Here is an 11,828-nt window from a genome sequence, read left to right as displayed (position 1 = left end):
ACCATTCACTTTTAGAGATCTTCCGACATACTGATTATGTCCCCTGAGGAGATCGCCATGCGTAAAGCCCGATTCACTGAGCACCAGATCATCGCCGTTCTGAAGTCTGTTGAAGCCGGACGTACGGTCAAGGATGTCTGCCGTGAAGCCGGAATATCGGAGGCTTCGTACTACAACTGGAAAGCAAAGTACGGCGGGATGGAAGCCTCTGATATTAAAAAGATGAAAGACCTGGAGGATGAAAACCGCCGTCTCAAACAAATGTTTGCTGATCTCAGTCTTGAATGCCGGGCTCTGAAAGATGTCATCGAAAAAAAGCTTTAAAACCAGCGATAAAGCGGGAGCTTGTTGGCTATCTGACCACACAATTTGCCATGAGCATCCGCCAGGCATGCAGGACGTTATCGCTGAGCAGGACCGTATATTTTTACCAGCCCAATACCCGGCGTGATGAACCGGTGATCCAGGTATTGACTGAACTGGCAGAACGCTATCCGCGGTACGGTTTTAAGAAGCTGTTTCAGGTGCTGCGCAGACAGGGGCACGCCTGGAACCATAAGCGGGTTCACCGGATTTACTGCCTGCTGAAACTGAATTTTCGTCGTAAGGGGAAGCAACGCCTGCCGGTGCGTAATCCGGCGCCGCTGGCGACGCCAGAAGCACTTAACCAGAGCTGGTCCATCGATTTTATGCACGATGCGCTGGTGTGCGGCAGGCGCTTCCGAACCTTCAATGTGGTGGATGATTTTAACCGCGAAGCACTGGCGATAGAAATCGATCTGAATATCCCGGCTCAGCGGGTAGTAAGGGTGCTGGACAGGATAGTGGCGAATCGCGGATATCCGCTGAAGATGCGGATGGATAACGGCCCGGAACTGATATCACTGGCTCTGGGGCAGTGGGCCGAAGAGCATGGTGTGTTGCTGGAATTTATTAAGCCGGGTAAACCGACACAGAATGCCTTTATCGAACGCTTTAACCGGACGTACCGGACAGAAATCCTGGATTTTTATCTGTTCAGAACGCTGAATGAAGCAAGGGAAATTACAGAGCGCTGGCTGACGGAATACAACAGCGAGCGGCCTCATGAATCACTGAATAACCTGACACCGGAAGAATACCGACTGATGGCTGAAAAACCGGAAACCTCAAAAAGTGCGTGGAACTAAAACAGGTGTGCTTACAATATCACCTCTATTCAGGTGGCCAAATTCAGTGTGCCACTACAAGTTGATAGCAAATGTTCCGACAGTGCAGACAATTCCAACTACCAGCGCCCAGTCATTCAGAGACAAAGCGCCAAACAGTGTTGTCGTTGTGCCAGCTCCTACTGCGGCACCATTAGTGAATTTTTCCATTCGGTACATACTCTCACCTAACTGAATGCGGGTGCTGTGTGATGGGAATAAAAAAGGGCTCACCGAAGTGAGCCCTTTATGGTTTCAGATTGATTAATCCAGAATGAGTTGTGCTGGACGGCAGTTGTACAGAGCCGCCAACTTTTCCAGAGTCGCCTTCTGAGGCTTCTGGCTTTTCTCCATTTTTGCTACTGCTGCCTGCGAAATCTTAAGGGCAGTAGCAACATCATCCTGGGTCATTCCACGATAAATACGCCACGCAGCCTGAAGGCTGACATCTTTATCGTATTTGATTTCAACCACTTCATTTGGAATGGTTTCGTTATCATGCGGACCAGCTTCTACCGGGATAGATTCATAGAACTCATCCAGGTCTGCGCTTTCAACCAGCCGATTAAACAACTCAATTGGTATCACAGCACTCTGCTTTACACCGTCCGCGTCAGTAATAAACTGTATGCGGCTCATCTCATCACCTTCGTGCCCAAATAACTAAACAATTAAATATCTAACAATATAACCAAGTAACGTAAAAGCGAGGGCTGGCGGGTTTCCCCGCCTTGTTAATGCTTGCTGTACGTCTGGTCCGTTCTGCGTAGCACTTCCTGAATCTCGATAACTACCGGCTCCCCTTTCTGAACCTCAAAGATGATCCTGTATTTACCGACTCTAACCCGAAAGTGGCTATCCGAGCCTTTGAGCTTTGTACTATCCAGATGAACATCCGGCCAGTTCTTCAGTTCGTTTACCTTCTCGCTAATTGCTTTCTGGTAACGGCTGTCGATTTTGTCTCGCTGGCGCAACGCATACCGGGTCCAAATGACCTTTGGCATGTCGCCCTCACTTGTTAAAGAACATATCCCTTGGGATGAATTAAATATAACCCACTCACGTTTAAAAGCAAACAATAACGTTATTATTTCTCATTAATGGTTATATTTTTATAACCTTCTTTAATTTCTTCCGCTGTCTGCTCAAACCTTTCGCATTCCAGTTCCACACCTATCGCCCGCCGTCCCAGAGAAATAGCCGCCTTTATTGTCGATCCTTACCCCATAAAGAAATCAGCCACAACATCGCCAGGTTTACTGCTGGCGTTGATAATCTGCCGCAACATATCAGTTGGCTTTTCAGTCACGGGTTCATTACTAAATTCGTTGAAAACCGCTTTTGCCACCTCTGTCATATCTTGCTGTTTTAGCATGCTTTTATTCCATAATTGTGTGTTGCCACACATGTAACTCTGAACAAAACACACAGCAAGATATGAATGACGATATTGGGTGTACCAGCCCGCATTTTGCGCTGTTTAATTGCCGCTATAGGTTTCGCGGTGCACCATCGTGTTTTTTAGGCTGTTTGATGCGTTAATCGGGTCGCTAATCCAAACTCAGTGATGCTATCAGCCCCCTTTCCCTCACTACGTCGCCATGGGAACCCGACCGCAGATACACCGTCGTCGCGCTGCCTGAAATCAATCAAGCATCTGTATTTGCGGTCTCACCGCTTTACTACTTCATTTTCGACCTCCAAAAACGACAAAACCCCGCCGAAGCGAGGTTTCTGATTTGATAAGTGCAGTGGATACTTATATCGGTAACTTCAAAGCGTAATTGCTCTGCCTTAATTGCCCTGAATGTTAGGGCAATTAGTGAAGCGTAATTCCTTTTTTAATCGCCATCTTGCGAGGGAGTCGTACACCCCAAATCAACCTTAAGTACAGTTACAAATATGCGTAGTTCATTACGCCCGGGTGCAGCCGGGCTTTATGGAGAAATAGCCATGATCCAAATGTTAACGCTTGAGGAATGGGCAGCAGAGAAATTCCGGAGCAATCCGCCGGCAATGAGCACTCTGCGGCGCTACGCGAAGCAAAACCTGTTTTCTCCACCCGCCATGAAGCAAGGCCGTCTGTGGCGGGTTCGAGAGGATGCGGAGCTTGTGGGCGAATTAGCGAAGCCCGAGATCCGAAAGTCAGACTCACCAAAACACCAGAGGATCCTGGCTGATGGCTGCACGACCCCGTAAAAACAAAGTCAACGTGCCAAATCTTTATCCCTTATATAGCCGGAAGGTCAATAAAGTTTACTGGCGCTATAAACACCCCATGACGGGGAAATTTCATGCATTAGGAGATAATGAGATGGAGGCAATTGAAATCGCCATTGAAGCGAATTCCAGACTGGCAGAACAACGTACAAGGCAGGTATTAGCGATTAGTGATCGAATTGCCACCAGCAAAGGGAAAGCAATAACGGTTTCTACCTGGCTAGATCGCTACTGGGTTATTCAGGAAGAAAGGGTTAAATCTGGTGACATTAAACCGAATACGTTCAAACAAAAGGCCAAGCCTGTAGCAATCCTTCGTGAGAGAACGGCAATGAAATTAATCTCATCTGTCGATGTAAGAGATATTGCTCAGATTCTTGATGATTCCATATCAGCCGGCCAACCCCGAATGGCACAAGTAATACGGTCGGTATTAATCGATGTATTTAAGGAAGCTCAGCATTTTGGCGAGGTACCACCAGGCTATAATCCGGCACTGGCAACCAAGCAACCACGGCGTCGAATCACTCGCCAGCGTTTAAGCCTGGAAGAATGGCTGAAAATATTTGAGCTCGCAGATGCGCACCATAAGTATTTAGGCAATGCAATGTTGCTGGCGCTCGTTACAGGTCAGCGTTTGGGTGATATTTCCCGGATGAAATTCAGTGACATTTGGGATGACCATCTTCATGTTGAACAAGAAAAGACTGGTAGTAAGTTAGCGATCCCACTGTCGCTGCGATGCAACGCGATTAATTGGTGTTTGCGGGATGTCGTGGCCAGATGCAGAGATTACGCTGTTAGCCCCTACCTTGTGCATTTCTTCCGGGCTACTTCACAGGCAGAAAGAGGTGCGCAGGTAAAATCCAACACCATCACAATGAATTTCAGCAAAGCCAGGGATAAAGCGAAAATTGATTGGGGTGATGGTACACCAGCTACTTTTCATGAGCAGCGTTCCTTGTCGGAACGGCTCTATAAAGAACAAGGCATTAATACCCAAAAGTTACTTGGGCACAAAACACAGAAACAAACGGATCGGTACAATGACGACAGAGGAAAAGACTGGATACTGGTTGGTATATGATAATTTATTGGAGGGTGACAAGAGTCACCCTCCAGCTTTAGTAATCAATATTTAAGATCCATTTTTATCCAAAAAATCACTCAAAGAACCTTGAGAAAAAGCAAGCTTTCGAGCCTCTTGAAACTCTTCAGATAATAATGCAGGTGCTAGTAAAAACCTAATTCCTAATGAATTACCCAGCAATAGATCCTTAAACTGTGGTAAAAGCAAATCTTTATCATCGACTTTTATAAAAAAAAGCATTCCACCAAGTAAGAATTTGAATGTATTTACACCATCTATACTCATCATAATAGGTGCCCGATAAGCAAATAAGTCAGAACTACCTTCATTCAATCGAAGCCAAAAAAAGCAACCATCCAAAAAAGATGGCTTTTCTATTTCACCATATGCATATTTTTTAATTTCATCATCAAACCCCAATAAATCTATCTGACCAAAATCTTTCGCAGCAATGCTATATTTCCATAATATTCCCGCAGCAAACCTAAGAATTTTATTGGAGTCTGCACTTAGCATTTCATGAACCCCAAGTTTTGAATTTTTAAAATTACTTCTAATTACTCTAAATTTTTTCGCAGCATAGTTTTCTAGATCGCCTAACTCTCCGTCGCATTTAGCACAAAGTATATGTTTATCAAAAATACCTGACTGTGTTGGCGTAAATTTATTGCTACCAACAACACCAGCCGCATGCATTTTCCCAACTTGTACTTCTCTACAAAAAACCTTTGGTATTAAATGTGCTCTAATTGTTTCTTTTCTTCCGCATTTTAGACAACCCACATCCCTATCCTTCATATTTAGTGTCTTAATTGATACACATCATAGGTCAAGAGGCATGGGGTTTTGATAACTTATTTTGATAAAATTTTGATAACCATTAGCAAGCGAACTAATAAAAAAGGGAGCATTAAGCTCCCGTTAATAGATTTAACAATAAATCGAATTACATATGTTCGATCATCGCATCGCCAAACTCTGAACATTTCAGCAGCTTAGCGCCATCCATCAGGCGTTCGAAATCGTAAGTTACGGTTTTGGCGTTAATCGCGCCTTCCATACCTTTAACAATTAAGTCAGCCGCTTCGAACCATTCCATATGACGCAGCATCATTTCTGCGGAAAGGATGATGGAACCTGGGTTCACTTTATCCTGGCCAGCATATTTTGGTGCAGTGCCGTGGGTCGCTTCGAACAGTGCGCATTCGTCACCGATGTTAGCGCCTGGTGCAATACCGATACCGCCAACCTGAGCTGCCAGGGCGTCGGAGATGTAGTCACCGTTCAGGTTCATACAAGCGATAACATCATATTCAGCAGGGCGCAGCAGGATCTGTTGCAGGAACGCATCGGCGATCACGTCTTTTACAACGATTTCTTTGCCGGTGTTAGGGTTTTTCAGTTTCACCCATGGGCCGCCATCAATCAGTTCGCCGCCGAACTCTTCACGCGCCAGTTGGTAGCCCCAGTCTTTGAAAGCACCTTCGGTGAATTTCATGATGTTGCCTTTGTGAACCAGGGTCACAGAATCACGGTCGTTGGTGATTGCGTATTCGATGGCTGCACGAACCAGGCGTTTGGTGCCTTCTTCTGAGCACGGCTTGATGCCGATACCGCAATGTTCAGGGAAACGAATTTTCGTTACGCCCATTTCATCGCGCAGGAATTTGATGACTTTTTCAGCTTCAGCGCTGTCAGCCTTCCACTCGATACCGGCATAAATATCTTCTGAGTTTTCACGGAAGATAACCATGTTGGTCAGCTCTGGGTGTTTAACCGGGCTAGGAGTGCCCTGGTAATAACGCACCGGACGCAGGCACACGTACAGGTCAAGCTGCTGACGCAGAGCAACGTTCAGAGAACGAATGCCACCGCCAACTGGCGTGGTCAGTGGCCCTTTAATCGCCACGCGGTAATCACGAATCAGGTCCAGAGTTTCTTCTGGCAGCCAGACATCCTGGCCATAAAGTTGGGTAGATTTTTCGCCGGTATAGATTTCCATCCAGGAAATTTTCCGCTCGCCTTTGTAGGCCTTCTGCACGGCAGCATCAACCACCTTAATCATCGCTGGCGTCACGTCCACACCGATACCATCACCTTCAATGAAAGGAATGATTGGGTTGTGAGGAACATTCAGTTTGCCATCTTGCAGGGTGATCTTTTTACCTTCCGCCGGAACAACTACTTTGCTTTCCATTAACCTTCTCCTTCGAGCGCTTCTTTTTGTTAATGATTTGTAATGTGCGTGTCAATACTACTTGAATATCAGGCCCGCGCCAATCACTGGTGATTTCCGTTATAATGCGTTAATCCCTGACGTCTGAAAACACTATGAATAAAACTTCTTTTAGAAATCCAACAGTTAAACGATTCAGCACGCGACGCCCAGTCAAAAAGCCCGCAACAAGTGGACCGAAGCGGCTGGTTATCTTCAATAAACCCTACGATGTGCTACCGCAATTTACCGATGAAGCGGGTCGCAGCACGCTGAAAGATTACATACCGTTACAAGGAATTTACGCGGCAGGTCGTTTAGATCGCGATAGCGAAGGTTTGCTGGTATTAACCAACGATGGCGCATTACAGGCGCAACTGACTCAGCCTGGCAAGCGCACTGGCAAAGTTTATTTCGTGCAGGTTGAAGGTTTGCCTACGGAAGAAGCGCTGGAATCACTGCGTAACGGAATCACGCTAAACGACGGTCCTACCCTGCCCGCTGGCGCTGAACTGGTTTGCGAGCCGGAGTGGATATGGGCGAGAAATCCGCCTATTCGTGAGCGTAAAGCGATTCCAACAAGTTGGTTGAAAATCACCTTATACGAAGGGCGAAACAGACAGGTGCGAAGGATGACGGCGCATGTCGGCTATCCAACGCTACGCCTGATACGTTTTTCTATGGGCAATCTTGAGCTTGCCGGTTTGGCACCGGGTGAATGGCGGGAGATTCCGCTGGATTCGCTATAAAAGCTGCTGCGTATTAACACCATGTTGCGTAACGTGAGAAACCCGGCTGCTGAGGAAAGCATCACCATCCGGGACGGTAATTTCCAGAGCTTGTTCAAATAAAGATGAATGAATCAGGAAGTTCGCGCTACAGGCATTGCTGGCAATCGGTATATTCCAGGCCGTTGCCAGCCGCATTAACGCTTTTACATCAGAGTGATGGGGCACGGCACTCAGCGGGTCCCAGAAGAAGATAAGCACATCAATCTGGCCCGAGGCAATCAAGTAACCAAGCTGTTGATCGCCGCCAATTGAACCGCTCATTAATGCCAGAACGGACAAACGAGTGTGGGATTGCAACAGGTTCCCCGTGGTACCGGTTGCATAAATGATATGGTTGCTGAGCGCCATTTGGTTATCAACGGCCCAGTTGAGAAGGTCAGGTTTGCAAGGATCGTGTGCCACTAAAGCGATACGTTTGCTCTGCGGCATAATGCGCGTGGTAAGTTGCATCGAAGTACCCTCGTGGAAAGTGCCAAACCTCACGAGTATATGGCACAAGACAAAAATGTGATCCAGATCACTTTAAAATGATCGTGCTAATGAATTTGAGACAGGGAGAATAACGATGTTTAAACCGCACGTTACCGTCGCTTGCGTCGTTCAGGCGCAGGGGAAATTTTTAGTTGTTGAAGAAACAATCAATGGCAAAGCCACGTGGAATCAGCCTGCCGGGCATCTGGAAGCTGACGAAACACTGGTTGAAGCCGCTACGCGCGAATTATATGAAGAAACCGGTATTTCTGCGCAACCGCAAACGTTTATCCGCATGCACCAATGGATAGCCCCGGATAACACCCCTTTTCTGCGATTTCTGTTTGCCATCGATCTTGAAGAACAACTCCCTACCTCGCCGCATGACAGCGACATCGATCGTTGTTTATGGCTGGATCCGCAACAAATTGTTAACGCTGAAAATTTACGCTCACCTTTAGTCGCTGAGAGTATTCGCTGCTATCAACGCGCTGAACGTTATCCGCTCAGTATGCTGGGTGCATTTAATTGGCCCTTTAGTTAAGGGTGCCAGGCCCGGTGATGCGTGCTAGAATACGCCGCCTTTAAGTTCAATGTCGTGAGTGACTCCATGTCTGATAACAGCCAGAAAAAAGTGATCGTCGGGATGTCCGGCGGTGTCGATTCCTCCGTTTCCGCTTACTTGTTACAACAACAGGGTTACAAGGTGGAAGGCCTGTTCATGAAGAACTGGGAAGAGGACGATGGCGAGGAGTACTGCACCGCAGCCGCTGATTTAGCAGACGCACAAGCCGTTTGTGACAAACTCGGCATTGAACTGCACACCGTAAACTTTGCCGCAGAATACTGGGATAACGTGTTCGAACACTTCCTGGAAGAGTACAAAGCCGGGCGCACACCCAACCCGGATATTCTGTGCAACAAAGAAATCAAATTTAAAGCCTTCCTCGAATTTGCCGCTGAAGATTTAGGTGCCGACTACATCGCCACCGGTCACTACGTGCGTCGCGAAGACGTGGACGGAAAAAGCCGCCTGCTGCGCGGTTTAGACAGCAATAAAGATCAAAGCTACTTCCTCTATACGCTTGGCCACGAGCAAATTGCGCAAAGCCTGTTCCCGGTTGGCGAGCTTGAAAAGCCTGAAGTGCGCCGTATTGCGGAAGAGTTAGACTTGATCACCGCGAAGAAAAAAGACTCTACCGGTATCTGCTTTATTGGCGAGCGCAAATTCCGCGAATTCCTCGGCCGTTACCTGCCTGCACAGCCGGGTAAAATCATCACCGTTGATGGTGAAGCTATTGGTGAGCATCAGGGGTTGATGTACCACACGCTGGGACAGCGTAAAGGTCTGGGTATCGGTGGCACCAAAGAAGGTAGCGAAGATCCGTGGTATGTGGTCGATAAAGACGTTGAGAACAATATTCTGGTGGTTGCACAAGGTAGTGAGCATCCACGACTGATGTCCGTTGGCTTGATTGCGCAGCAACTTCATTGGGTCGACCGCGAAACGCTGACCGAGCCGTTGAAATGCACAGTAAAAACGCGTTATCGCCAGACCGATCTTCCTTGCACCATTACGCCGCTTGATGCGGATCGTATTGAAGTGCGTTTTGACGAGCCCGTTGCCGCCGTCACCCCAGGCCAGTCAGCCGTGTTCTATCTCGGTGAAGTGTGCCTCGGTGGTGGTGTTATTGAGCAGCGTCTGCCGCTTGTTGTTTAATCGCAAAGTTTAATCGCAAACATCGCAAACAAGGACGAATACCTTCGTGGCCAAAAATTACTATGACATCACTATCGCGCTGGCAGGGATCTGCCAGTCTGCCCGTCTGGTTCAGCAATTGGCTCACCAGGGGCATTGTGATAACGATGCGCTGCATGTTTCGTTGAACAGCGTTATCGACCAAAACCCAGGCTCCACGCTGGACGTTTTTGGTGGAAATGAAGCCAACCTGAAATTGGGCCTCGAAACCTTGCTGGGCGTGCTGAACGCCAGCAATCGCCAGGGCATGAACGCTGAATTAACGCGTTATACCCTGAGCCTGATGGTGCTGGAGCGTAAACTTCACGGCAGCAAAGGCGCGATGGATAAGCTCGGTTCCAGTATTTCTGGCTTACAACGTCAGCTTGAACATTTTGATCTTGAGTCCGATACGCTGCTGAGCGCCATGGCGGGTATTTATGTTGATGTCATCAGCCCGCTAGGCCCACGGATTCAGGTCACCGGTTCCCCTGCCGTGCTGCAAAGCCCGCAGGTACAAAGCAAAGTCCGCGCCTCGTTACTGGCCGGTATTCGCGCCGCCGTGCTCTGGCACCAGGTTGGCGGTGGACGTTTGCAGTTAATGTTTTCTCGTAGTCGCCTGTGTGCTCAGGCCAAACAAATTCTTGCTCATTGTTAACCTCTTTGGAGTTGTAACTTATGGAATTATCCTCACTGACCGCCGTATCCCCCGTTGATGGACGTTACGGTGACAAAGTCAGCGCTCTGCGCGCTATTTTCAGCGAATTTGGTCTGCTGAAATTTCGCGTACAAGTCGAAGTACGTTGGCTGCAAAAACTGGCCACGCACACAGCGATCAAGGAAGTTCCTGCTTTTGACGCAGACGCAATCGGTTACCTTGATAAAATTGTCGCTGAGTTTAGTGTAGAAGATGCTGCACGCATCAAAACCATTGAACGCACCACCAATCACGACGTAAAAGCCGTTGAGTACTTTCTGAAAGAAAAAGTAGCGGCTATCCCTGCCCTGCATGCGGTATCTGAATTTATCCACTTCGCCTGTACTTCAGAAGACATCAACAACCTGTCCCATGCGTTGATGCTGGAAACAGCCCGCAAAGATGTGGTACTGCCGTACTGGCGTAAAGTTATCGATGCGGTGAAAGACCTGTCGGTTCAGTATCGCGACATCCCACTGCTTTCCCGTACCCACGGCCAGCCTGCTACCCCATCGACCATGGGTAAAGAGATGGCAAACGTGGCATACCGTATGGAGCGCCAGTTCCGTCAGTTAGAGAAAGTGGACATCCTCGGTAAAATCAACGGTGCGGTCGGCAACTATAACGCGCACATGGTGGCTTACCCGGAAGTTGACTGGCACCAGTTCAGCGAGGAGTTCGTGACTTCTCTGGGCATCCAGTGGAACCCGTACACCACGCAGATCGAACCACACGATTACATCGCTGAATTATTCGACTGCATCGCGCGTTTCAACACCATTCTGATCGACTTTGATCGTGATGTTTGGGGTTACATCGCCCTGAATCACTTCAAGCAGAAAACCATAGCAGGCGAAATCGGCTCTTCCACCATGCCGCACAAGGTTAACCCAATTGACTTCGAAAACTCCGAAGGCAACCTGGGCTTGTCCAACGCAATGCTGCAACACCTGGCGAGCAAACTGCCGGTTTCCCGCTGGCAGCGTGACCTGACTGACTCCACCGTACTGCGTAACCTCGGTGTTGGCATTGGCTATGCGCTGATTGCCTATCAGTCCACCCTGAAAGGTGTGAGCAAACTGGAAGTGAACCGCGACCGTCTGCTGGCAGAGCTGGATCTCAACTGGGAAGTGCTGGCTGAGCCGATTCAAACCGTGATGCGCCGTTACGGAATTGAAAAGCCGTACGAGAAACTGAAAGAGCTGACTCGCGGTAAACGCGTCGATGCTGAAGGCATGAAACAGTTTATCGACAGCCTCGAACTGCCAGAAGAAGAGAAAGTTCGCCTGAAAGAGCTGACGCCAGCTAACTATATTGGCCGCGCTATTACTATGGTTGATGAGTTGAAATAATTGTAAGCCTGGACGCCCTCACCCTAACCCTCTCCCCCAGGAGAGGGTTAGGGTGCCCTAAACTCAA

At 48.2% G+C, this 11,828-nt stretch carries 14 protein-coding genes and 1 pseudogene; 8 read left to right on the top strand and 7 right to left on the bottom strand.

The genetic code is table 11. The features are described 5' to 3' along the window. Positions 1 to 57: 57 nt before the first annotated feature. A protein-coding gene (locus D8682_RS24650; protein WP_121815405.1) for an IS3 family transposase occupies positions 58 to 1,169 on the top strand; the annotation gives its coding sequence in 2 pieces (ribosomal slippage) (positions 58 to 319 and positions 319 to 1,169; 1,113 coding nt in all). Positions 1,170 to 1,223: 54 nt separating this feature from the next. On the opposite strand, the gene D8682_RS24645 is transcribed toward D8682_RS24650, so the two are convergent. The 4 genes and pseudogenes from D8682_RS24645 to D8682_RS27270 form a co-directional block, all read right to left on the bottom strand. After that, a complete protein-coding gene (locus D8682_RS24645) occupies positions 1,224 to 1,358 on the bottom strand; it encodes an HP1 family phage holin (protein ID WP_370090884.1) in 135 nt (44 codons plus the stop codon). 93 nt (positions 1,359 to 1,451) lie between these two features. Beyond that, complete coding sequence (locus tag D8682_RS24640; RefSeq protein WP_121815403.1) at positions 1,452 to 1,826, bottom strand: helix-turn-helix domain-containing protein; 375 nt, start codon at positions 1,824 to 1,826, stop codon at positions 1,452 to 1,454. Between the two features lie 95 nt (positions 1,827 to 1,921). Next, entirely contained in the window at positions 1,922 to 2,191 is a 270-nt protein-coding gene (locus D8682_RS24635; protein WP_121815402.1) for a type II toxin-antitoxin system RelE/ParE family toxin, read from the bottom strand. A gap of 83 nt (positions 2,192 to 2,274) precedes the next feature. Next, positions 2,275 to 2,562, bottom strand: a pseudogene (locus D8682_RS27270) (site-specific DNA-methyltransferase). A gap of 578 nt (positions 2,563 to 3,140) precedes the next feature. On the opposite strand from D8682_RS27270, the gene D8682_RS24625 reads away from it, so the two are divergent. Further along, on the top strand, positions 3,141 to 3,386 hold the full coding sequence (locus tag D8682_RS24625; protein ID WP_121815400.1) for an excisionase: 246 nt from the start codon (positions 3,141 to 3,143) through the stop codon (positions 3,384 to 3,386). Then, positions 3,367 to 4,494: a site-specific integrase gene (locus tag D8682_RS24620; protein WP_121815399.1), complete on the top strand. Its 1,128-nt coding sequence runs from the start codon at positions 3,367 to 3,369 to the stop codon at positions 4,492 to 4,494. The genes D8682_RS24625 and D8682_RS24620 overlap by 20 nt, the downstream gene beginning before the upstream one ends. A 51-nt stretch (positions 4,495 to 4,545) precedes the next feature. Here D8682_RS24620 and D8682_RS24615 read toward each other — a convergent pair whose 3' ends face one another. Together D8682_RS24615 and icd are read right to left on the bottom strand one after the other, a co-directional pair. Then, positions 4,546 to 5,295: a hypothetical protein gene (locus D8682_RS24615; protein WP_162303047.1), complete on the bottom strand. Its 750-nt coding sequence runs from the start codon at positions 5,293 to 5,295 to the stop codon at positions 4,546 to 4,548. 148 nt (positions 5,296 to 5,443) lie between these two features. Continuing rightward, complete coding sequence (gene icd / locus D8682_RS24610; protein WP_064547705.1) at positions 5,444 to 6,694, bottom strand: NADP-dependent isocitrate dehydrogenase; 1,251 nt, start codon at positions 6,692 to 6,694, stop codon at positions 5,444 to 5,446. Between the two features lie 134 nt (positions 6,695 to 6,828). Here icd and rluE point away from each other — a divergent pair, with 134 nt between their 5' ends. Next, on the top strand, positions 6,829 to 7,461 hold the full coding sequence (gene rluE, locus D8682_RS24605) for a 23S rRNA pseudouridine(2457) synthase RluE (RefSeq protein ID WP_121815397.1): 633 nt from the start codon (positions 6,829 to 6,831) through the stop codon (positions 7,459 to 7,461). Here rluE and D8682_RS24600 read toward each other — a convergent pair. After that, complete coding sequence (locus D8682_RS24600) at positions 7,456 to 7,953, bottom strand: methylglyoxal synthase (RefSeq protein WP_064547709.1); 498 nt, start codon at positions 7,951 to 7,953, stop codon at positions 7,456 to 7,458. The two genes, rluE and D8682_RS24600, sit on opposite strands and share 6 nt — an antisense overlap. Before the next feature lie 115 nt (positions 7,954 to 8,068). On the opposite strand from D8682_RS24600, the gene D8682_RS24595 reads away from it, so the two are divergent. From D8682_RS24595 to purB, 4 genes are read left to right on the top strand one after another with little or no spacing between them, the layout of a single operon-like run. Next, the gene (locus D8682_RS24595) at positions 8,069 to 8,518 is read left to right on the top strand and encodes an NUDIX hydrolase (protein ID WP_064547710.1); all 450 of its coding nucleotides are present in this window, start codon (positions 8,069 to 8,071) and stop codon (positions 8,516 to 8,518) included. A 54-nt stretch (positions 8,519 to 8,572) separates the two neighbouring features. Beyond that, positions 8,573 to 9,694, top strand: coding sequence for a tRNA 2-thiouridine(34) synthase MnmA (gene mnmA / locus D8682_RS24590; protein ID WP_255424172.1), 1,122 nt, complete (start codon positions 8,573 to 8,575; stop codon positions 9,692 to 9,694). A 46-nt stretch (positions 9,695 to 9,740) separates the two neighbouring features. After that, positions 9,741 to 10,370, top strand: a complete 630-nt coding sequence (hflD, locus tag D8682_RS24585) for a high frequency lysogenization protein HflD (RefSeq protein WP_064547714.1) — start codon at positions 9,741 to 9,743, stop codon at positions 10,368 to 10,370. A 20-nt stretch (positions 10,371 to 10,390) separates the two neighbouring features. Next, a complete protein-coding gene (gene purB / locus D8682_RS24580; RefSeq protein ID WP_064547716.1) occupies positions 10,391 to 11,761 on the top strand; it encodes an adenylosuccinate lyase in 1,371 nt (456 codons plus the stop codon). Positions 11,762 to 11,828: the final 67 nt, after the last annotated feature.

The organism is Buttiauxella sp. 3AFRM03 (genome assembly GCF_003675305.1).
In the GTDB taxonomy this organism is placed as follows: Bacteria; Pseudomonadota; Gammaproteobacteria; order Enterobacterales; family Enterobacteriaceae; genus Buttiauxella; species Buttiauxella ferragutiae.
This window is presented reverse-complemented; position numbering and strand designations above follow the sequence as displayed.

What these genes read in the sequence shown, in the direction of transcription:
- D8682_RS24645 (WP_370090884.1), bottom strand. Translation starts at nt 1,358, where the DNA reads ATGGAAAAATTCACTAATGGTGCCGCAGTAGGAGCTGGCACAACGACA.
- D8682_RS24640 (WP_121815403.1), bottom strand. Translation starts at nt 1,826, where the DNA reads ATGAGCCGCATACAGTTTATTACTGACGCGGACGGTGTAAAGCAGAGT.
- D8682_RS24635 (WP_121815402.1), bottom strand. Translation starts at nt 2,191, where the DNA reads ATGCCAAAGGTCATTTGGACCCGGTATGCGTTGCGCCAGCGAGACAAA.
- D8682_RS24625 (WP_121815400.1), top strand. Translation starts at nt 3,141, where the DNA reads ATGATCCAAATGTTAACGCTTGAGGAATGGGCAGCAGAGAAATTCCGG.
- D8682_RS24620 (WP_121815399.1), top strand. Translation starts at nt 3,367, where the DNA reads ATGGCTGCACGACCCCGTAAAAACAAAGTCAACGTGCCAAATCTTTAT.
- D8682_RS24615 (WP_162303047.1), bottom strand. Translation starts at nt 5,295, where the DNA reads ATGAAGGATAGGGATGTGGGTTGTCTAAAATGCGGAAGAAAAGAAACA.
- icd (WP_064547705.1), bottom strand. Translation starts at nt 6,694, where the DNA reads ATGGAAAGCAAAGTAGTTGTTCCGGCGGAAGGTAAAAAGATCACCCTG.
- rluE (WP_121815397.1), top strand. Translation starts at nt 6,829, where the DNA reads ATGAATAAAACTTCTTTTAGAAATCCAACAGTTAAACGATTCAGCACG.
- D8682_RS24600 (WP_064547709.1), bottom strand. Translation starts at nt 7,953, where the DNA reads ATGCAACTTACCACGCGCATTATGCCGCAGAGCAAACGTATCGCTTTA.
- D8682_RS24595 (WP_064547710.1), top strand. Translation starts at nt 8,069, where the DNA reads ATGTTTAAACCGCACGTTACCGTCGCTTGCGTCGTTCAGGCGCAGGGG.
- purB (WP_064547716.1), top strand. Translation starts at nt 10,391, where the DNA reads ATGGAATTATCCTCACTGACCGCCGTATCCCCCGTTGATGGACGTTAC.